This is a genomic window from Companilactobacillus hulinensis (assembly GCF_003946555.1).
Lineage (GTDB): Bacteria > Bacillota > Bacilli > Lactobacillales > Lactobacillaceae > Companilactobacillus > Companilactobacillus hulinensis.
Genome location: NZ_RHOO01000002.1, coordinates 195756 through 216198, shown reverse-complemented (window position 1 = coordinate 216198; position 20443 = coordinate 195756). Strand labels below are relative to the sequence as shown.

Here is a 20443-nt window from a genome sequence, read left to right as displayed (position 1 = left end):
TCACTTGATAACCTCACCATTAATAATTTGTTTAATTTCTTTATTACTGAACTTGTAATCAAAGAATTCCTTATAAAACGATTTGAACTTTTTATTTAAATTAACCTTTTTAGTTAATTCTGGATGTATGGTTTTAGCTGCCCACCAGATTTGTAGGTCCTCTTCAGCACTGTATCGGTCTAGCATGAAGATTCCAGTTGGATTACCATAAACCTTCTTATTCTTAACAGCTTTTAGGTCCTTAAAACGATCATCCTTTTTCAGTAGCTTCAGTGCTTTCTTATCAGTGGTACCGCCGATAATTATGATATTAGGGTTCGACTTAATGATCTCTTCAGCCGAAACATTGATCATGTTCCCTTTGGCCTTGATTGCATTCTTACCGCCAGCAGTCTTGATCCACTGATTAACTATCGTATCGGTACCATCAACCTTGCTCAAATCACTCGTATTCACAATATGCATAACACTTGGCTTGGATTTTGCCTTACTGGTTAACTTCTTAACCTTTTTAATATCTGAAGTCAATTGTTTATTGTATTTTTTGGCCTTTTTCTTCGCTGAATGTGTATCAATAACATTACTTGTCAACGTTACGGTCTTCTTTAATCCATCAAAGTCCTGGAACATTGAGTTAACTGCTGGAATATTATTCTTTTTTAACTCACTGATCTGTGATACATCTGAACTAATTACCACATCCGGCTTTTGTTTCACCAACTCTTCAATTTGAAAATCTTCTCCATTAAAAGGAACCGCTTGTTTCTTGATCTTTGGATACATCTGTTTCAACAAAGCATTGTCATGAGTCAACTTAGTAGTAGCAACTAGTTTATCTTCCCCACCTAGCATCAGTAATATTGGATTGTTGGCATGCCATAGATCAGCAATCTTCTTGATTTTTTTTGGTACTTTAACTGGCGCACCAGTATTATCTTCAATCGTTCTAGTCGATGCCGCCTGTGTAGTTATTCCACCACCAAGAAAAATAAATAATCCCAGAAGCAAAATAACAATATTTCGTTTCCTTCTCATAACTAATCCATCCCTATTCCAAATATTTTCCTATCCAATGATTCATTATAAGTCGATGAAATTGAAGTTCCATACAATTCTGACAAATTATCATCATTTAATATCTGCTTTGTCACTCCCTGCAGATAGGTTTGGTTATCTATCAATAGTCCAACCAAATCACCGATTATCTGAGCTTGATTAGGATCATGCGTACTCATAATAATTGAGATCCCCTTACTAGACAATCTGCGGATCAACTTCAAGACTACTGTTTGATTACGATAATCCAATGCCGAAGTTGGTTCATCCATTATGAGAACTTGTGGCTCTTGTGCTAATGCTCGTCCAATAATAGCCAATTGTCTTTGGCCACCACTCATACTCTGTAAACTGGTTTGAGCATAATCATTCAAGCCGATCTCTTCAATGATGTCTTCAACGATTCGCTTATCAGTATCATCTGGCTGTTCAAAAATTGTGTGAAATGAAGTGCGACCTAACAACAAATAATCAAACAAAGTCAGATTCGACTTGATATTAACACCTTGACTAACGAGAGCTAGTTGATGTGACAGATCTTTTATTGTCATCGTCTTAAGATCATCGCCATTCACACATATTTGACCATTATATTGGGTCAAGACGCCACTCAGACAATTCAGTAAAGTACTTTTACCAATTCCATTTGGTCCTAGAATAACTAAGACTTGTCCAGGTTCAATTCTCAAATTCACATTGTTGATGATCTGCTTGGTCTTATAAGCAAATGACAAGTTCTTTGTAATAATTCTAGATTCCAATATTTCGTCTCCTTACAAGAATCACAATAAAAATTGGAACACCGATGAATCCGGTAATGATACTCAACGGAATATCATTTACCGAGATACTTCTAGCCAATGTATCCGCAATCAGCAAAAGAATAGCTCCAGTAATTGCTGTCATTGGTAATGCATAGCGATTATCCTCACCAACGATACTGCGACTAATATGTGGAACAACCAATCCTATCCAGCCGACGACCCCACATAAGCAAACAGAAGCTGCCGTGAGCAAAGTCGCAAATAAAATCATTAAGTTCCGATTAATTGTTGGATTAATTCCAATAGTTTTTATTGTATATGTATCTAATGATAATGCATTTAGACGCCATCGTGTTACTAACAAAAAAATTATTCCAATTATTAAGATCGGTCCAACAGATATCAACGATTGAGAGTCAACTTTCATGAAGCTCCCCAGTTCCCAGTAAACAATACTTTGTAATTGGTTCTCTGGGTCAGCGATATACTTCACTGAGCCCAAAACTGACTGCATCAATCCTGACATAATAATTCCTGACAAGATCAATGTGATATTGGATTCGTTATGCAGTAACTTGTTGATCATCAAGGTCAAAAACACTGTTACTATCCCAGCAATGAACGCACTGATTTCGATCCAATAAATCGACTTATTATTCAAAATGGCAATTGCTGCACCAACACTGGCGCCAGTCGACACACCTAACAGATTCGGTGAAGCAAGTCCGTTACTGAAGACAGATTGAAAAGTGGCGCCAGCCATAGACAGACCAGCGCCAACTAATACAACTGCTATAATTCGAATAAATCGAAGTTTCAGAATCAGCGATGAAGAACTGTTGGCTTGTCCCGTAAAATATTTGAATACTTCTGAAAGTGACAAGTCATATCGTCCCATCATCATTGACACGATCACTAAAGCAATCAATGTCAATAAAGCTATACTCATCACAAGTTTATTTTGTCGCTTCTTGATAATAACTATCTCCTATTATCTAATTAAACCCTTGGTTTCTTACGATAGACGATTGGACGTCTAAAGATATATTGCCAAGGTAACGTAAGGGCGTGAACTAATCTTGTGTATGGGAAGAATGCGAAAATAATGAATCCGCATATTACGTGAATCTTAAATAAAAGTGGAATATTCAACATCAAATGATAATCAGGATGGAAGGCAAAAATCTGTCTTGCCCAAATTGATAAGTTCAAACGATAGTTGAATTCTGGATGTAAGATGGCTCCGCCAATAAACGAAGCGCTTAGACCGAGCACGATAATGATCAAGAATGATACGTTGACCATTAGATCACTGAATGAACTCGTTTTGAAAACCCGCTTATTACTGAAGCGACGATAAGACAAAATCATCATTCCAGCTAGTGCCATGAATCCAGCCAGACCACCCATTACAAGTGCTCCGATATGGTACATTTCATTTGGAATACCCAACCAATCAGTGAATGACTTAGGTATCAGTATTCCGACAACGTGACCTGCAAACACCATGATAATACCAATGTGGAAGAGAATACTTCCAATCATCAGCTGCTTTTTCTCCAGTAATTCACTAGACTCGGCAGTTACATTCGCACCATAAATTGCAAATCGACCGATTGTTCCGAAGATGAACGAACCGAGACAAAGGTATGGAAAAATTACCCACAAAAATATATCTAATGCATTTTTCATACCAGCTTCTCCCCCTCTTTTGCAGATTGCTCAAGGCAAGACTTGAACTCAGCTCGAACAATCCGAATAAGTTTGAAGTACATATCATCTTCTTGAACTTCGGCATTTTTCAACAGACTATACGTCCCGTCCTCAATCACTGAGAACATCAACTGCATATCTTGTTGGCGATCATCATCCTTCCAATCGCTGTATGCCAAAAATTCTAGCATTAGCGGTAAGTAGTCTGATAACTCTGTTCCATTAATACGTACGCCAAACATCTCATACAACATTTTTAGTTTTGCCAACAACTGTCCTCTTTCCCGAGAATCAGTCATTTTGTAATACGTCATATACAAAGTATAACGGTTATTTAATTCAAATAGTGAAACATAATGCGTTCTAAGTTCCTCAAGTGAATATGTCTGCATTTCAGCAATTACATCAATGATTTCTGACTTAGATGGTGTCTCACTATAGTCCCTTTGAAAATTTTCAAGAAATTCAGATTCTAAAACATCTTGTTCAGGATAATCCAATAAGCGTGAAAGATAAGTGAATCCTTGTTTTAGAGTATTTAGCTTCTCAATATTAATCACGCCAAATTCCTCCATAAAAGCTCTCAGCATAAGCATCTTTACCAGATTCCCCTGCCTTAGCCTTACGTAAAATACTGCCATGAACTGGTGCTAGTGAACAACCATTACATGCTTCGTAACCCAATCCACCTTGTTCTGCTTCAACGTGTTCAACTTTTTCTTTCTTTGCTTTTGGAATTACAAATCTATCATCATATTTGGCAATTGCTAACAAGCGATATAGTGAAGTTGCTGACTTCTCAGTCAATCCGACTCTGTCCAATTTCTCTGGATCAAAGTCCTTTCCACTAGTTCTAGCACGCATATACAATCTCATCATTGCTAATTTATACAATGCATTCTTAATTACTTCAGTGTTACCACCAGTTAGAAGATTTGCCAGATATTCAACGGGAATACGCATTTCATTGATAGCAGGGAAAATCATTTCTGGATACTTAATTGAATTCTTACCCTCAAAGTAATTCATAATTGGTGACAATGGTGGCACATACCAAACCATTGGCATTGTGCGATATTCTGGGTGCAATGGGAATGCAATCTTTTGTTCAACAGCCATCTTATAGATAGGTGATTTTTGAGCGCATCTAATTGTTTCCATATCGACACCATCAGCTTGTGCTTGAGCAATAACTTCTGGATCATTTGGATCTAAGAATAGGTCTAATTGTCTCTCGTATAACTTAGTATCATCTGGTTCTTCACATGCTTCAGCTACTCTATCAGCATCATACAAAATGACACCGATATAACGAATACGTCCTACACATGTCTCTGAACATACTGTTGGCAATCCTTCTTCAATTCTTGGATAACAAAAAGTACATTTTTCAGCCTTATTAGTCTTCCAGTTGAAGTAAACCTTCTTATAAGGACATCCTGTCATACAGAATCTCCAGCCACGACATCTCTCTTGATCAACAAGTACAATACCGTCTTCATCACGCTTGTACATGGCACCACTAGGACATGATGCTACACAGGCTGCATTAAGACAGTGCTCACATAATCTAGGTAGATACATCATAAAGGTCTTCTCAAAATTACCTTTGATATCTGATTCAATATTTTGCATATTAGGATCTTCACCAAAACTACGGTCTGATCCTGCCAAGTCATCATCCCAGTTAGGACCATTGTTAAGCTTCATGTATTCACCAGTGATCTGTGATTTAGCACGAGCAACTGGTTGATGTTTTTTCTCTCTACCAAATAATGTTTGGTAGTCATATGTCCATGGTTCGTAATAATCATCAAGGTTAGGCATGTCTGGATTATAAAAAATCTTGGCAAGCGCAACTTTGTTCAATTTATTACCGGCACGTAATTCTAGTTTTCCTTTGCGGTTAAGCTTCCAACCACCTTTATAGTGGCTCTCATCTTCCCACTTCTTTGGATATCCAACACCAGGTCTAGTTTCGACGTTGTTAAACCACATGTACTCTGCACCTGGGCGATTAGTCCATGTCTGTTTACATGTTACTGAACAAGTATGACAACCAATACATTTATCCAAGTTCAGTACCATGGAAATTTGTGCTTTAACTTTCATTCCACTTGACCTCCTTTAATTTTCTAACATTTACATATAAGTCTCTTTGATTACCGATAGGACCATAATAGTTAAATCCATAACTTAATTGTGCATATCCACCAACCATCTGAGTTGGTTTAACGTGAATCTGAGTTGGAGCATTGTGACTACCACCACGATTACCGGTAATAGTTGATAATGGTTCTTCGATCTCCATATCCTGTGCATGATACATGTACATTGTTCCATTAGGCATACGTTGACTAACAACAGCTCTCGCAGTAACAACACCATTCTTGTTGTATAGTTCGACCCAGTCATTATCCAAAACATCGATCTTCTTAGCATCGTCCAAACTTAGCCATACTGTTGGACCACCTCTGAACAATGTCAGCATGTAAAGATTGTCTTGGTATGTTGTATGGATATTCCACTTACCGTGCGGTGTTAGGTAGCGAAGAGTTACCTCTTTATCAGCTGGTTCAACCTTAACATCAGCTGGTCCCAAGACATGTGGTGGAAGTGTTGGCTTGTAAGTCGCTAATTCTTCACCATATTCTTGGAAGATCTCATGATCAAGATAGAACTGCTGTCTACCAGTCAAAGTTCGAAACGGCACATTACGTTCAATATTGACTGAGAATGGTGAATATCTATCACCATTATGCTTGGCACTTGAAAAAATCGGTGTCGGGATCGATTCACTAGGTTGAGCAGTTATCTTAGCAAAAGTCATTTGCTTCTCAGTTAAACCGGCTGAAATATCTGCCAATTTCTTGCCCGTGATCTCTTCGGCATTTTCCCAAGCTTTCTTAGCAACATGCCCATTTGACGCACTAGATAGATGAAGAATTGCTTCTGCAACATTAACATCTTCATCCAATCTTGGTAATCCTTCATCTGGTCCATCATCGTATGTACCAATGATATCCTTCAATTCATCATATTCATCGGCAACACTATAGCTCAGGCCATTAGCTCCAACCTTACCGCTACGTGTGTTTGGTCCTAAAGCAATATATTTATCATAGATCTTTGTATAATCACGTTTGACGATTGAAAGGCTAGGCATCGTCTTACCAGGGATAGGTTCGATTTCGCCACGTTTCCAATCCTTGATCTTACCCATTGGCTGAGAGATCTCACCTTTGGAATCATGACCAAGCGGTTGCGTCTTCAAATCATATTGTGGTTCAGTTAAGTATTTCTTAGCCATTTCTTGGAAGCTCTTTGCAATGTGTTGGAAGGCTTGCCAATCACTTTGTGACTCCCATAATGGATCGACCGCTTTATTGAATGGGTGAATAAATGGATGCATATCTGTACTTGATAGGTCAGTTTTCTCATACCAAGTTGCGGCAGGTAAAACAATGTCTGAATAAAGTGGAGTTGTTACCATTCTGAAATCAAAATCGACAGCAAGATCCAACTTACCAGTAACACTCTTTTCATCCCACTCCATATCTTGTGGTTTAAAGTTCTCGCTTTGTTTAGCCAACAGACCATTTTCTGCACCAAGGATGTGTTTCATAAAGTACTCTTGGCCCTTACCTGATGATGCAAACAAGTTTGAACGCCAGATAAACATTGCTTTTGGTTCATTGATATCTTCATCTGGAGCTTCAGCAGCGAAGTGCAATGTGCCATCCTTTAACTCTTGAACGACCTTCTTAGATACTTCTTTAATATCAGTCGTTTTGTACTGTTTAGTGAAGTCCAAACTATTACGATTGAACTGTGGATATGATGGCATCCATCCCAATCTAATCGCCATTTGTTGGTAATCGGCAGGATGTTTGAAAGTATCCTTAATTGTCTTGATTGGGGACTTCATACCTTCATTATCGATCTCGTCGTACTTCCATTGATCACTTGCGAAGTAGAAGAATGATGTACCTTGTTGCTGACGAGCTCCACCAGGTTGCCAGTCATTTGCGAAGGAAATATTGGCCCATCCTTCTGCCGGACGAAGCTTTTCTTGTCCAACATAGTGAGCCCAGCCACCACCTTGAACTCCGATACAACCAGTTAGCATCAACATATTGATAACTGCACGATATGTCATATCAGAATTGAACCAGTGATTAACTCCCGCACCAATGATGACCATTGATTTACCATGAGTTTCTGCAGCGTTTTGTGCAAACTCGTTGGCAATCTGAATTACTAATTCTGGCTTTACACCAGTAACCTTTTGTTGCCAAGCTGGTGTAAATGGACTTTCAGCATCATCGTATCCTTTAGCTGCATACTCATCGAACTTCTTACGGCGAATTCCATATTGCGCCATCAATAGGTCGAATACGGTTGTAACTAGCTTCTTACTTCCATCTTTCAAAGTAATCTCGCGACATGGAATTGTACGTTGATAAATTCCGTTGCCAGATGCATCAAAGATAGGCATATCTATCGTACGTTCTGACTCGCCAAGAAACGATAACTTAGGACTGATTCCATCAAGGTCAAGATTCCACTTCTTGCCGTCTTCCCATCTTTGTCCGATAGTTCCATTTGGCACAACTAATTCATTAGTTGGTTCATCAACCAATACTGGTTTCCATTCGGCATTAGGTGTATCAGTATTCTCAATATCTGAGATTCTCAAGAATCTACCTGAGACAACGTGATCAGTATGGGTTTCACTAGTATCTAACGTTATTACGAATGGAAGATCTGTGAATCTCTTGGCGTAATCAGTGAAGTAAGGAACTTCCATCTTGTTATAAAATTCATTCAAGATAACATGTGTCATTCCTTGTGCTAATGCGGCATCAGAACCAGGATGTGGAGCCAGCCAGTTATCTGCGAACTTAACATTTTCAGCGTAATCTGGACTAACCGAAACAACTTTGGTTCCTTTATAACGTGCCTCAACCATGAAGTGAGCATCAGGTGTTCTTGTTAATGGAACATTTGAACCCCACATAATCAGGTATTGACTGTTATACCAATCAGCTGATTCAGGAACATCAGTCTGTTCACCCCAAACTTGTGGGGATGCTGGTGGCAGATCAGCGTACCAGTCATAGAAGCTCAACATTTCACCACCAAGTAATGAAATAAATCTAGCTCCTGATGAGTAACTCATCATTGACATGGCAGGAATTGGAGAGAATCCAGCAATACGATCTGGTCCATATTTCTTGATCGTATAAATCAACATAGCTGAAATCATTTGTGTGGCATCTTCCCACTTAACACGGATCAAACCACCGTGACCACGAACGGACTTATATGACTTAGTTTTTTCTGGATCAGTGACAATACTCTCCCATGCATCAACTGGGCTATCATATTCTTTGTTGGCATCTTCCCAGAATTTCCACAAACGTTCACGAATATATGGATACTTGATGCGTAGTGGACTGTACTCATACCAACTAAAACTAGCACCACGAGGACATCCACGTGGTTCATATTCCGGCATATTTGGTCCACAAGAAGGATAATCAGTCGATTGATGTTCCCAAGTCACGACTCCTTGTTTAACGTAAACATTCCAACTACAAGATCCCGTACAATTGACGCCATGAGTTGTTCGAACAACTTTATCATGAGCCCAACGTTCCTTGTATAGCTTCTCCCAACGGCGAGAATGTTCCTCTAGTTGAGTGAAATTACCATTGAACTTATCAACTTTTTTAAAAAATCTAGATTTTAGCATATGCAACTCCCACCTAGTTCACTTTAATATTCCTTATAACAAATCTAGCACTTATCCTAATTGACTTCGATTAGGATTTTCCCTAACCTTTGCCATGTGAGGTGAAGAAAATGACAAACAGATATGACAGACAAATAAAAATCAAACAAATAGGTACTGAGGGACAAAATAAATTAGAAAATTCACACGTATTAGTGATAGGTGTCGGTGGTCTTGGGAGCTTTGTTTCCTCTGAGTTGGTCAAAGCTGGCATTGGTGAAATAACTCTAGTCGACTATGATGTTGTGGAACTTACTAACCTGCATCGACAGAATCTCTATACCGAAGCTGATGTTGGAGTTGAAAAACTAGTTGCGATGAAAGAACACCTACAAGCTGCTAACAATAATGTCGTCATCAATACCATTGCTGAAAAATATTCAGCTAACTTGTTAGATGACAAGTATGATTTGGTAATTGATTGTACTGACAACTTCCCCGTTAAATATCAGATCAATCAGGATTGCCAAGAACGTGGCATCAGACATATCTTTGGAACTTGTGCTGCCAATCAAGGTCAGGTGATGTTCATTGACCAAGATTCTGCTTGCCTTGAATGCTTATATCCAAAGAATAAAATTGCTCAACTCGGACTAAGTGCAAATATTGGAACTAATCCAATGATCGTGGCACTAACTGGTAGCTTGCAGGCATCCCTTGCCATGAAGTTTTTAACTAGCGATAAATACGACGCTGGTCAATTATTAGTCATCGACAATTGGACATTTGATTTTAGAAAAATTAAAGTTAATAAGAAGAATACCTGTCCGATTAAATAATTAGTACGTTGAGGAGGAAATATTAATGATCGACTTTGGAATTATCACTGTCAGTGATACCAGAACTGAAGCAACTGACAAATCTGGTCTATATATCCAAACAGCCATGACAGAGGCTGGCAATAATTTCGTAAAAAAATACATCGTCAAAGACGATGCGCAACAGATAACAGATGCATATAACAAATTGCTTACTACTTCCTGCAAATTGATTTTGGTAAATGGCGGTACCGGCATTGCTCGACGTGATGTTACGATCGACACCCTTGAACCAAAATTTATCAAAGTTATTCCAGGATTTGGAGAATACTTCAGACGTATCAGTGTTGATGATATTGGATTGAAGGCACTCGTTTCAGGAGCTGCTGCCGGCATAACAGACAGTGATCAAATTTGTTATCTACTGCCTGGTTCAACAAATGCCTGCAAAACGGCCTTGGAAAAGATAATCTTGCCTGACCTAGAACACTTAATTAAGGAGATAACCAAATAATGTATAAACCAGTTGATAATAGAAATGCCATAAGTATTGACGAGGCTAGAAAAGTAATCGTCGACAATATTGACAGTGTTAAACTTACTACCGAAAAAATTGCCGCAATCACTGCTAATCATCGCATCATTGCAGAAGATGTCACTGCACCCCACGATTTTCCAACTTTCAGACGTTCAGGCTACGACGGGTTCGCAATGTTACAGTCTGACTTAACCAACTTGCCAGCTGACTTAAAGGTTGTCGGTGACATCCCTGCTGGAGCGGACTTCGACCGTCCGCTTGTATCCGGTGAAGCAGTTAGAATCATGACTGGTGGCTACGTTCCTGATGGAGCTGACATCGTGGTCATGCTTGAAACAACTCGTATGATCGACAAAGACACCGTTCAAATAACTGAAATCCAGAAAAAAGATAACATCACTCAAATCGGTGATTACTTCAAAAAAGGTGATACATTACTTGCCAAGGATACTGAAATCAATCCCGGTGGTATCAGTCTACTGAGTGCTTTCGATGTTCAAGAAATATCTGTCTACAAGAAACCTACAATTGGAATCATCACCACTGGATCAGAATTATTGAACCCTGGTGAAAAAATAGTTAACGGAAAGATATTTAACAGTAATGGACCAATGATCCGTGATCTGTGCAAAGAAAATGGTGCTGATGTCATCAGCTATACGCAAATTAAAGACGACCCTGCTGCTTTGAAATCAGCTGTAAATGACCTTCTGGGTAAATGTGACGTTATCATCACTGACGGTGGTGTTTCCGTTGGGGACTTCGACATTATTGCCGACTTGGCTAAATCATCTGAAAAACTACTATTCAATAAGCTCGAAATGCGCCCCGGTAGCGTCACAACTACCTTCATCTATGACGGCACTCTTTTCTTCGGATTATCAGGTAATCCTGGTGCTTGCTTCACTGGATTCTATCTCTATGTCGAATACGCCTTGAGATTGATGCAACATCAAGTAAGTCGTTGCATTGAATGTACTGGTACTCTTAACGCTGAATATACCAAGACTAATATGTACGATCGTATCTTACGTGGACAATACAAATTTGTTGGTGATCATATCGAAATCGGACGCGTTGGCGGTGATGCATCTGGTAATCTGAATAATTTGCAACGTGCTACCTGCATGTTTGAGATTCCACGTGGTAAATCAATCACTCCTAAAGAAAGCGAGTTACGTACATGGCTACTACCTTTCAAATAGTCGGACACAAAAAAAGCGGCAAAACGACCTTGCTACAAGAATTTTTAATGGATAATTCACTTGATAGTTTCAGCGTCATTAAACACACCCACACGCCTATAGAAGTCTCGACAAATACTGACACTGGTAAGTTCTTCCACTATTCCAATGACGTATTATTACTGAATGATGAACAAACGATTCACTATCAACGACATCTTCCAACTAGTGATCTGGAAAAAATCGAACAACTCCAGAAAACTACGTCTGCTGACTTCATTGTCATTGAAGGGATGAAAGAACTAGACTTTCCAAAAATTGTGTTGCTTAAACCTGACGAGACACCAGCAGATTTTGACAATATCACCAATATCAAATACTTTGCGACTATCCAAGGAAACAAGTCTGACAACGTGATCGACATCGAAGATGAGGACAGCAGACTAAACTTTATTTTGAATTTTGTGAGAGAAATTAAAAATGACTGATAGCATAATACTTGCAGGTGGAAAGTCGACTAGATACCAAAGTGACAAAGCACTTAAACATTTCAACGATATCGTTATCCCAAATGTATTATATACTGCAAATCTCACGCTTCCATATGTTGACAATTGCTTTGTTTCAACGAATCAAAACAATACTGCAAAAATCACTAAAGTGCTGGATGATAATTCAATAGTAATTCCTGACGTAGCTCCAATGATAGACTGTGGTCCAATGTCAGCTCTTTGGTCATATTTTCAAACCACTCAACTTGTCGAAGCAGATCTGCTCATTATTGCAACGGATTATATTATTGATCAAAATGCAATTCGATTTTTAAAGTCAGACTTTGGGTACATCAAAATTAAGCAAGTTCCCTACTACACTTGTTGTCACTTAAGGCTTAACATTAAAATGTTAGAAAAATATGTTAATTTACGAAGCTATCGCTGGTACAGCTTGCTAAATGATGCTGGCTGCCAAGCACGAAGTTACGATGGCTATTTGAAAAACATCAATTATCCGGAGGATTTAAAATGAAGGCACAAACCGAAATGAGTCGTGGTGATTTCCAAAAAATGATCAAAATATGTTTGAATGACTTGAGCATTCAACGTACATTGTTGGAGAATGAAGAACAAACCCAACGTGATGATCTAAGAACATTGGAACAAGATCAGGCAATTGAAGAACTAGAGCGTCGAATCATGTTGATCAAAAAAGATTATGATTTTTATAAACAATTTGCTGATCCTGATTTCAATACTGAAGAAGCTGAATATTAGAACTGACAACAAAAGTCAACCCACGTAGCCCGTAGAAAGATGTTACAAGGTACACTGTCTGACAAGCATAAATGTGCAATAAAATACAATTTTTTCCGCATAAATCAAATAGAGCTGTAATCCAAAATCGGATTACAGCTCTATTTGTCTTAATGCTCGAAAGTTAAGCATGTTTTATTTTGCTCTCAGATATCTACTTATCAATATCAATTCGATCAATTACGGCACGTGCATCATCGGTAGTCTTCGTCTGCATCAAATCATTTCTAACAGCTGAAGCACCTTTCATCCCACGCACATAGATCTTAAAGAACCTTTGCAATGGAGCAAAGTGACCAGGAATTCCTTTGGCAACAAACTCGTCATACAAATCCAACTGGTAACGAAGCAAGTTAAGTAGTTCATGAGTTGAATGTTCTTTAGGGACTGGTTCAAAAGCGTACGGATTAGTAAAAATACCGCGCCCAATCATTATTCCATCTATTCCGGGATGTTCATGATACAGTTGCATCCCTGCCCGATAATCGGCAATATCACCATTAATCTGCAGTAATGTATCCGGTGCTATCTCATCACGCATTTTCACAATATCATCAATTAATTCATAGTGAGCCGGTACATTACTCATCTCTTCACGAGTACGCATGTGAACTGTTAAAACTGGCACATCCTGCTCTAGCAAGAATGGAATCCATGTCTTATATTCATCGATTTCACTATAGCCAATTCTTGTCTTAACGGTCACTGGCAAATCGGACTTACGTGCCCCTTCAATTACTTCCTTGGCTGTATCAAAATGACGAATCAAATCACTTCCACTATGATTCTTGATCACTGCAATATCAGGACAACCAGTATTAATGTCAATTGCCTCATAACCTTGCTTCTCGACTTCTTTAACAGCTCTGGCAAAATCATCGCCATTATTACCCCACAGTTGAACAACTGGCTTAGGGTCTTCTTTTGGATCTATATACAAACGTCCTTTAGTAGCCTCTTTAGCTAACGGATGGGTGATACTTAGCGCATTAGTAAATTCTGTATAAAAAACATCTGGTGCAGCTGCTCTTTGAACTACACGACGAAAAACAGAACCGGTAACAGCTTCCATTGGTGCCAAGCTGAAGAATGGCCGATTCTCTTTCTTTGCTTTTTCTGCGATGCGATTCCAGTAAGGTGACTGGGTCACAATCTCATCTCCAATCAAAATAATTAATTACAACTAAACAACTATACCGAGATACATTATATGAAGGCAAGTTTTAAGTTTATAGATTATGGAATATTTCTTGCAAATTATGCTCAATTCCATTAATTTCATCAGCATATCCTTGCAGTGACTCCGAATACTCAGCAACCTTAACCTCAGGTTCTGCCGTCTTATAACGAAGCTTGTGTTCCAAACTAGCCCACATATCCATTCCAACGGTACGAATCTGAATCTCAACGGGTGTGACTTGTACACCATCAGATTGAAATACTGGAACCGTCAATACCAAATGCAAGCTTCGATATCCACTTTTCTTGGGACTCTTAATATAGTCTTTACGACGCAACAACTTAACGTCACTTTGTGCCAACAGATTTTCTTCAACCGTATATACATCATCGATATAATTTGTGACTACTCTAATGCCACCGACATCATAGATATTATCCTTAATACTCTGAAACTTTATTGGAAGATTCTTTCGGCTTAGTTTTTCAATTAAGCTGCCAACGTCTTTCATTCGCACTTCAATATGATGGATAGGATTATGATTGTGCCGAACTCGATAATCATCATCAAGATTCTCTAATTTGGTTCCAAATTCTCCTACAGCAGAATGACAAAGTTGATAATAAGCTACAAGTTTACTTATATCGTGGATCTCTTCTTGATCAGAATATAATCCCAGTTCCCTCTCAACTTGCTTAATATTAATCATATTTTCTCGTTCTAATATCATACAATAATTTCTCCTCACCGGTCCGATTTGAATATATTATCATTGTGAGCCAGATATACATTTTACTCAACTAATTATTTAGATTCTGACTAAATTCACTCACAGTATTTTTGCCATGCTTCACTATATTAGTCAAAATTTCTTTATCGTCATTATTGAGATTCAAAGTAGTTATTAGTTTTGAATCACTGCCAAACAAATTACCTTCTATACTGGCGTATGTTGGACCATCATTTTTTAAGTTTTCCTGCCAATTAATTATTGAATCTCTTCCTAAATATGATTTGTCTTTTAAAAACAAAATTGACTTATCAGACAAGTTATTAGTAACCTTCAATTCAACATTTGCATTAGCTCTCGTAAGTACTTCCGTGAACCCGTTGAAAATATTAATATTTTCACCTGTGTGAGTTATATCCTCAGCAATATTCACGCTGGAATCATTCTCAGCAACTATTAACAAATGAGTGATCAAAGGTATCTTTAGAGTATTATCCTGAATTACATGCAAATTAATCTGCTTATTTAACCTCAACTCTTTAGGAACATAAACAAATACCCCGCTATTGATCATTGCTGCATGAAACGCAGTTAACTTGTCTTCATCTGGTTTAATTACCTTGTCCATAAAGGCCTTTTGGATAAGTCTTGGATGCTGACGAAATGCCGTGAAGACATCAGTTATTATGACACCTTGTTCTTCCAATTCATCTGGTAACGTATTGACCACGATTCTTTGTCCAACTTGCACTATCTCAATATTTTCTGTGTCATTAATTGAAGGAATCAATGCCTTATCCGATCTCTTCCATTTTAACTCTTGGATTTTTAATAGATTCAAGTCAATTTTATCGGAGTCAGGATAGGATAGCTCCTCAAATTTCTTTAGTGCTTCGATTCGTTTGTCAACAAACCAATGCGGTTCCCCATGATCATTAGCATCCATTTCAAAATCTTCCAAAAATTCACTATCAAGTACCATTATTTGATCCGCCTTTTTCAATATTCCTTTTTTATATAGCAATATAAATATTATTATCTAAATTACAATAAATAGCTTCAAAATAACCTTTTATACCAATTATTCTACCTGTAAATATTCCAAAATAAAATTAGGTAAATTACCCATACACAAACAAAATGAAACGTGTCATAATATGTATTATCAAAAGTTCACGTTTTCACTAGTAAATAAATATTTTATTTACTTTTGGAATATTATTTCAGGAGGATGTATCATGCAACTGATTTCTGAGTCTATAATCAATCAACATTTTTCAGTTTGTAACATTGAACAATTAGATACTCCAACTAAGCAACGTCTACATAGCCTCGGTATTCACGATGGAAGCAACTTAACCGTGATTAGATTCTTTCCGATGCATGGTCCAGTTATTATTGAGGTCGATCACCAACAAATAGGAGTTCGCTACAAGGTATTCAGGATTTTAGTCGGAGGTCAATTGTAATGACTACTGTCGCCCTAATGGGGAATCCTAACACTGGCAAAACCACTATTTTCAACCAAATCACTGATTCATATGCCTACGTGGGTAACTGGACTGGTGTCACGGTCGAGAAAAAAATGGGAAATATTAAGCACTCCAAAGTGGTTGTCACAGACTTACCAGGAATCTACTCTTTAAATCCTATCACCAAAGATGAGTCAGTTGCCATCAATTACTTATTAACAAACGACGCTGACGTGATTCTGAACGTCACAAATGCAGGACAGTTGAAACGTAATCTATTATTGTCCATCGAGTTATTAGAATATGGTACTCCTGTAATTATCGCTCTGAATATGATCGATGACCTCAAACGTTCTGGAATTTACTATGACATCCCTACTTTATCCAAGAGACTAGGTTGTCATATTGAAACTACCAACGCTAGAAATAAAGATGGTATCAGTCAATTGCGTGACAAGCTCTTGTCCATGCCTACTGATCAGTTGCGAGAAAAACCAGCGTTAAAATTGGAATACCCCTTTATGGTACAACAAGCGATTCGACAGGCAAGTGAACAATTAGTGAATCACTTTGATATGTCACCTTCGTACGCTCGATGGCTGACTATTCAGTACATCAACAAGAACAAAGTCATTCGTAAATATGCGGTTCATAATAAATTAACTCCTTTACTAGAACAAAAAGAATATTATGACGCACAGAATTTTGAGGACAAAATATTCAAAACTCGCCTTGCCTTTATTGATTCAACCTTAAGTGCGGCACAGGAAAATCTAACTGATACAAAAAACGTGGAAATGACTTCGAAAATTGACAGTATCATCACTAATCCAATCCTCGGATTGCCGGTGTTCATTGCCATTTTCTACTTGATGTTCAAGATATCATTCGATTGGATCGGAACACCGTTATCTGATCAGTTGAATTCCTTGTTATCTGGTCCAATCTCAACTTATGCCGACCATTTTCTTGCTAGTATCGGTGCTATGCCATTCTTGCGTTCATTGATTGTTGACGGTGTGATTGCTGGAGTTGGCGGTGTACTCACCTTCATCCCTCAGATATTCGCATTATTTGCTTGTATATCACTTCTAGAAGATTCAGGATATATGGCACGAGCCGCACTCGTTACCGATAGGATCATGCAAACAATCGGTTTGAATGGAAAATCATTCATCCCACTTATCATTGGGTTTGGATGTAACGTCACAGGAATTATGGCCGCTAGAACTATCGAACAACCCAAGGAAAGATTGATTACAACTTTGATTTCTCCATTTATGAGCTGTTCCGCCAGATTACCGATCTACAGTCTTTTTGTAGCAGCCTTCTTCCCACGTAATCAAGCACTAATAGTCTTATCCATTTACTTCTTGGGAATTGCCGTTGCATTATGTATGGCGAAGTTTTATCAAATAATTTTCCACGTCGAAGACAGTACAGTCTTCATAGTAGAATTACCCAAATATCATATTCCTAGATTAGACATCATCTGGCGTGGGACTTGGGATAAGAGTAAGGGATTTGTCAAAAAAGCTGGTACTGTCATATTCGCAGGTACTGTTTTAATTTGGTTATTATCTAACTTCGGACCTAGTGGATTCGTAACGAATATCGATCAGAGTTTTTCTGCACTATTAGGTAAGATGATGCTGCCAATATTTTCACCCATAGGTATTCAATCATGGGAAACAATCAGCGCACTCTTTACTGGAATACTCGCAAAAGAAGTAATCAGTTCAAGCATGATGGTGCTATTTCACACCACAAGTCAAACTGCACTGATTGCCACCTTTGGATCGATGTTTACTCCTGTCTCTGCCTATGCACTACTAGTATTCATTCTGTTATACGTACCTTGCTTCGCAACTATTGGCACTATCAAGTCAGAGACTGGTTCAACAAAATGGGTTGTCTATTCAGTTCTTTCAAGCCTGTTGATTGCATATACTTTATCATTTATTATTTTTCAAATTGGAAGTCTATTATTCTAAAACACTTGAGGTAAAAAAATGACACTATTTATTAATCTATTGATTGCTGCAATCATTGTTGGATTAGCAGGATATGAAATTTTTAAAATCACTCAAAAATCAAAACAAGGTAAGTGTGCTGGTTGCGATTACAAATGTGAAGCCAAATTGATGGTTGATAAAGCACGTAAACAGCGCAACTAACGTATTGAACCTGCCATAATACATACACAAAGAGAGCCATACCTAACTTGGTATTGTTACATCAAGTTAGGTATGACTCTTTTTACATGTATATCATCTTATTCACCGTTTTGAGCACTTCCCCTAATACTTATATATCAACACACTTGATATACTCTGAATAAAGAAATATTTATATTCTAGCTTAAAGGAGTTATTAAAATGGACGAATTAACCCACTTCAATGACCAAAATAGAGCCAAAATGGTTGATGTTACTGACAAGCAAATCACATCAAGATTTGCCATTGCCACTGGGAAAATACAAATGCATAACGAAACACTTCTTCGCATTCACGAAGGAAAAATAAAAAAAGGTGATGTACTAGCTGTTGCACAAATTGCCGGTATTATGGCCGCAAAACAGACAAGTTCACTAATTCCAATGTGCCATCTCATTCCCCTTACTGGTGTCGATATCCACTTTGAAGATGATAACGATACGACTATTACTGTCACTACAAAAGTTAAAACTAAGCACGTTACTGGCGTTGAAATTGAAGCCCTACTCGCAGCGCAAACATCACTATTAACAATCTATGACATGTGCAAAGCAATTGATCGTGGAATGATTATTACCGATGTTCATCTAGTTGAAAAGGATGGCGGCAAAAGTGGTCATTTCACATTTGACTAAATAATAACTAATGGAGGAAAAACATGATTGGATTAATTTTGAACGAAGAATCGACTACTAATTCATTTGATGACCTCAACTCTGTAGTTAACAAGTTGAGATTATTGACTTCTGACATAATTATTCCAACTTCAGCAAATAATTACAAAGTAACCAAAAATGAATTCGCAGATCAGCCGAATATCCAAGTGATTCAGCATCAAGCACCTACTACAAACAATCGTCTACTTACAGATATATACTGCGCCAGTCAACTTTTTGAAAACGATGTTGAATTTTTGACGATCTCAACATCTGACCATGCGGTCAATCAAGAAGTATTATCGATCATTGCCGAAAATCAAAATAGTTTTGCTTCAACGACAGATCAAAATTTTTTCACCATTAGTCACTTCACAATTAACCAAAATGACTTAATTTCATACATAAACTTGGATAGCTTCGATTTAGAAGCATTCTTTACACAAAAACTACAGTGTATTTCAATAACATTCGCCAAAAGTGATATTTTTGATATTGCACTTTAATACTCTATATAAAATTATATTTGTATAATATTCCAATATTGCGTAAAAACCGTTGAAAACAATGTTTATCAATTCTAAAAATGTTATTATAAGGAGGAATAAGACGTGAATCTAGAACAAACGAATGACCAATTTGACTATCAAACATTGGTAAATCAAATTTATCATGATGAAGACTTTGATTTTGTAGGTGTTGCCATCCAATCAAAGAATCCACCACATTCAATCAAATGGTCATTTGTTGCAGGAAACACTAACGAAAAATTTAGAAAAATCGTCTTACGAAGTGGTATTGGGATTGCTGGTTTGGTGATAAGAACCGGTAAGCCATTTTGGGACAATGATCTAACAGAATACGAATACTCTAGTAAAATGTATACCCCTATTGCAAATACCGAACACTTACACAGCGCCGTGGCAGTTCCAATTGTTGAAACTCCCAGTATAGTAAGCGGTGTTTTGATTGCTGGGTACCATTCAAATATAGAGGTTTCTAATGAAACAGCCCAAAAACTCTCCCAATATCTTTGATTCGTCATATATGGAGAAGGGGCTGATTTTT

22 protein-coding genes are annotated in these 20443 nt (G+C 37.8%); 12 read left to right on the top strand and 10 right to left on the bottom strand.

Translation table 11 applies throughout. From position 1 onward, the window contains the following. Genes EKM66_RS02255 through EKM66_RS02225 form a run of 7 tightly spaced genes read right to left on the bottom strand, consistent with a single transcriptional unit; the run spans position 1 to position 9291 of the window. The gene (locus EKM66_RS02255) at positions 1 to 1035 is read right to left on the bottom strand and encodes an ABC transporter substrate-binding protein (RefSeq protein ID WP_125761261.1); all 1035 of its coding nucleotides are present in this window, start codon (positions 1033 to 1035) and stop codon (positions 1 to 3) included. A 2-nt stretch (positions 1036 to 1037) separates the two neighbouring features. Continuing rightward, a complete protein-coding gene (locus EKM66_RS02250) occupies positions 1038 to 1817 on the bottom strand; it encodes an ABC transporter ATP-binding protein (RefSeq protein ID WP_164505013.1) in 780 nt (259 codons plus the stop codon). Beyond that, a complete protein-coding gene (locus EKM66_RS02245) occupies positions 1807 to 2769 on the bottom strand; it encodes a FecCD family ABC transporter permease (protein WP_225426544.1) in 963 nt (320 codons plus the stop codon). The genes EKM66_RS02250 and EKM66_RS02245 overlap by 11 nt, the downstream gene beginning before the upstream one ends. A 50-nt stretch (positions 2770 to 2819) precedes the next feature. Beyond that, positions 2820 to 3512, bottom strand: a complete 693-nt coding sequence (gene narI, locus EKM66_RS02240; protein ID WP_125761255.1) for a respiratory nitrate reductase subunit gamma — start codon at positions 3510 to 3512, stop codon at positions 2820 to 2822. After that, positions 3509 to 4093: a nitrate reductase molybdenum cofactor assembly chaperone gene (gene narJ, locus EKM66_RS02235; RefSeq protein ID WP_125761253.1), complete on the bottom strand. Its 585-nt coding sequence runs from the start codon at positions 4091 to 4093 to the stop codon at positions 3509 to 3511. The genes narI and narJ overlap by 4 nt, the downstream gene beginning before the upstream one ends. Then, positions 4086 to 5645 carry a nitrate reductase subunit beta gene (gene narH / locus EKM66_RS02230; protein ID WP_125761250.1) on the bottom strand — a complete coding sequence of 520 codons (1560 nt, stop codon included), beginning with the start codon at positions 5643 to 5645 and terminating at the stop codon, positions 4086 to 4088. Before narH ends, narJ begins: the two co-directional genes overlap by 8 nt. Then, positions 5635 to 9291 (bottom strand): nitrate reductase subunit alpha, encoded by a 3657-nt coding sequence (locus EKM66_RS02225; protein WP_125761248.1) that lies wholly within the window; start codon positions 9289 to 9291, stop codon positions 5635 to 5637. The genes narH and EKM66_RS02225 overlap by 11 nt, the downstream gene beginning before the upstream one ends. A gap of 110 nt (positions 9292 to 9401) precedes the next feature. Here EKM66_RS02225 and EKM66_RS02220 point away from each other — a divergent pair, with 110 nt between their 5' ends. The 6 genes from EKM66_RS02220 to EKM66_RS02195 are packed head-to-tail and all read left to right on the top strand — an operon-like array spanning position 9402 to position 13081. Further along, positions 9402 to 10109, top strand: a complete 708-nt coding sequence (locus EKM66_RS02220; protein WP_125761246.1) for a HesA/MoeB/ThiF family protein — start codon at positions 9402 to 9404, stop codon at positions 10107 to 10109. A gap of 25 nt (positions 10110 to 10134) precedes the next feature. Continuing rightward, a complete protein-coding gene (locus EKM66_RS02215) occupies positions 10135 to 10602 on the top strand; it encodes a MogA/MoaB family molybdenum cofactor biosynthesis protein (RefSeq protein ID WP_125761244.1) in 468 nt (155 codons plus the stop codon). Then, positions 10602 to 11831: a molybdopterin molybdotransferase MoeA gene (locus EKM66_RS02210; protein ID WP_125761242.1), complete on the top strand. Its 1230-nt coding sequence runs from the start codon at positions 10602 to 10604 to the stop codon at positions 11829 to 11831. Before EKM66_RS02215 ends, EKM66_RS02210 begins: the two co-directional genes overlap by 1 nt. Beyond that, positions 11810 to 12298 (top strand): molybdopterin-guanine dinucleotide biosynthesis protein MobB, encoded by a 489-nt coding sequence (locus EKM66_RS02205; protein WP_125761240.1) that lies wholly within the window; start codon positions 11810 to 11812, stop codon positions 12296 to 12298. Before EKM66_RS02210 ends, EKM66_RS02205 begins: the two co-directional genes overlap by 22 nt. Next, entirely contained in the window at positions 12291 to 12836 is a 546-nt protein-coding gene (locus EKM66_RS02200) for an NTP transferase domain-containing protein (protein WP_125761238.1), read from the top strand. Before EKM66_RS02205 ends, EKM66_RS02200 begins: the two co-directional genes overlap by 8 nt. Continuing rightward, positions 12833 to 13081, top strand: coding sequence for a hypothetical protein (locus EKM66_RS02195; RefSeq protein WP_125761236.1), 249 nt, complete (start codon positions 12833 to 12835; stop codon positions 13079 to 13081). The genes EKM66_RS02200 and EKM66_RS02195 overlap by 4 nt, the downstream gene beginning before the upstream one ends. A 193-nt stretch (positions 13082 to 13274) precedes the next feature. On the opposite strand, the gene EKM66_RS02190 is transcribed toward EKM66_RS02195, so the two are convergent. From EKM66_RS02190 to EKM66_RS02180, 3 genes are all read right to left on the bottom strand, one after another. Further along, positions 13275 to 14270 (bottom strand): tRNA dihydrouridine synthase, encoded by a 996-nt coding sequence (locus EKM66_RS02190; protein WP_125761234.1) that lies wholly within the window; start codon positions 14268 to 14270, stop codon positions 13275 to 13277. A gap of 79 nt (positions 14271 to 14349) precedes the next feature. After that, entirely contained in the window at positions 14350 to 15030 is a 681-nt protein-coding gene (locus EKM66_RS02185) for a GTP pyrophosphokinase (RefSeq protein ID WP_125761231.1), read from the bottom strand. Positions 15031 to 15100: 70 nt separating this feature from the next. Further along, on the bottom strand, positions 15101 to 16012 hold the full coding sequence (locus EKM66_RS02180) for a SufD family Fe-S cluster assembly protein (protein ID WP_125761229.1): 912 nt from the start codon (positions 16010 to 16012) through the stop codon (positions 15101 to 15103). A gap of 256 nt (positions 16013 to 16268) precedes the next feature. Between EKM66_RS02180 and EKM66_RS02175 the strand changes: the two genes are divergently transcribed. The 6 genes from EKM66_RS02175 (at position 16269) to EKM66_RS02150 (ending at position 20412) form a co-directional block, all read left to right on the top strand. Then, positions 16269 to 16499, top strand: coding sequence for a FeoA family protein (locus EKM66_RS02175; RefSeq protein ID WP_164505012.1), 231 nt, complete (start codon positions 16269 to 16271; stop codon positions 16497 to 16499). Next, positions 16499 to 18496, top strand: a complete 1998-nt coding sequence (gene feoB, locus EKM66_RS02170; protein ID WP_125761227.1) for a ferrous iron transport protein B — start codon at positions 16499 to 16501, stop codon at positions 18494 to 18496. The genes EKM66_RS02175 and feoB overlap by 1 nt, the downstream gene beginning before the upstream one ends. An 18-nt stretch (positions 18497 to 18514) precedes the next feature. Continuing rightward, positions 18515 to 18679, top strand: coding sequence for a FeoB-associated Cys-rich membrane protein (locus tag EKM66_RS02165; RefSeq protein WP_125761224.1), 165 nt, complete (start codon positions 18515 to 18517; stop codon positions 18677 to 18679). A gap of 201 nt (positions 18680 to 18880) precedes the next feature. Beyond that, on the top strand, positions 18881 to 19354 hold the full coding sequence (moaC, locus tag EKM66_RS02160; protein WP_125761222.1) for a cyclic pyranopterin monophosphate synthase MoaC: 474 nt from the start codon (positions 18881 to 18883) through the stop codon (positions 19352 to 19354). A gap of 23 nt (positions 19355 to 19377) precedes the next feature. Beyond that, positions 19378 to 19881 carry a hypothetical protein gene (locus EKM66_RS02155; RefSeq protein ID WP_125761220.1) on the top strand — a complete coding sequence of 168 codons (504 nt, stop codon included), beginning with the start codon at positions 19378 to 19380 and terminating at the stop codon, positions 19879 to 19881. Between the two features lie 105 nt (positions 19882 to 19986). Then, positions 19987 to 20412, top strand: coding sequence for a GAF domain-containing protein (locus tag EKM66_RS02150; RefSeq protein ID WP_125761218.1), 426 nt, complete (start codon positions 19987 to 19989; stop codon positions 20410 to 20412). The last annotated feature ends 31 nt before the right edge of the window (positions 20413 to 20443 follow it).

Bases quoted from the DNA above. Each gene is read 5' to 3' on its own strand.
- EKM66_RS02255 (WP_125761261.1), bottom strand. From the start codon at position 1,035: ATGAGAAGGAAACGAAATATTGTTATTTTGCTTCTGGGATTATTTATT.
- EKM66_RS02245 (WP_225426544.1), bottom strand. From the start codon at position 2,769: ATGAGTATAGCTTTATTGACATTGATTGCTTTAGTGATCGTGTCAATG.
- narI (WP_125761255.1), bottom strand. From the start codon at position 3,512: ATGAAAAATGCATTAGATATATTTTTGTGGGTAATTTTTCCATACCTT.
- narH (WP_125761250.1), bottom strand. From the start codon at position 5,645: ATGAAAGTTAAAGCACAAATTTCCATGGTACTGAACTTGGATAAATGT.
- EKM66_RS02225 (WP_125761248.1), bottom strand. From the start codon at position 9,291: ATGCTAAAATCTAGATTTTTTAAAAAAGTTGATAAGTTCAATGGTAAT.
- EKM66_RS02220 (WP_125761246.1), top strand. From the start codon at position 9,402: ATGACAAACAGATATGACAGACAAATAAAAATCAAACAAATAGGTACT.
- EKM66_RS02215 (WP_125761244.1), top strand. From the start codon at position 10,135: ATGATCGACTTTGGAATTATCACTGTCAGTGATACCAGAACTGAAGCA.
- EKM66_RS02210 (WP_125761242.1), top strand. From the start codon at position 10,602: ATGTATAAACCAGTTGATAATAGAAATGCCATAAGTATTGACGAGGCT.
- EKM66_RS02205 (WP_125761240.1), top strand. From the start codon at position 11,810: ATGGCTACTACCTTTCAAATAGTCGGACACAAAAAAAGCGGCAAAACG.
- EKM66_RS02200 (WP_125761238.1), top strand. From the start codon at position 12,291: ATGACTGATAGCATAATACTTGCAGGTGGAAAGTCGACTAGATACCAA.
- EKM66_RS02195 (WP_125761236.1), top strand. From the start codon at position 12,833: ATGAAGGCACAAACCGAAATGAGTCGTGGTGATTTCCAAAAAATGATC.
- EKM66_RS02185 (WP_125761231.1), bottom strand. From the start codon at position 15,030: ATGATATTAGAACGAGAAAATATGATTAATATTAAGCAAGTTGAGAGG.
- EKM66_RS02180 (WP_125761229.1), bottom strand. From the start codon at position 16,012: ATGGTACTTGATAGTGAATTTTTGGAAGATTTTGAAATGGATGCTAAT.
- EKM66_RS02175 (WP_164505012.1), top strand. From the start codon at position 16,269: ATGCAACTGATTTCTGAGTCTATAATCAATCAACATTTTTCAGTTTGT.
- feoB (WP_125761227.1), top strand. From the start codon at position 16,499: ATGACTACTGTCGCCCTAATGGGGAATCCTAACACTGGCAAAACCACT.
- EKM66_RS02165 (WP_125761224.1), top strand. From the start codon at position 18,515: ATGACACTATTTATTAATCTATTGATTGCTGCAATCATTGTTGGATTA.
- moaC (WP_125761222.1), top strand. From the start codon at position 18,881: ATGGACGAATTAACCCACTTCAATGACCAAAATAGAGCCAAAATGGTT.
- EKM66_RS02155 (WP_125761220.1), top strand. From the start codon at position 19,378: ATGATTGGATTAATTTTGAACGAAGAATCGACTACTAATTCATTTGAT.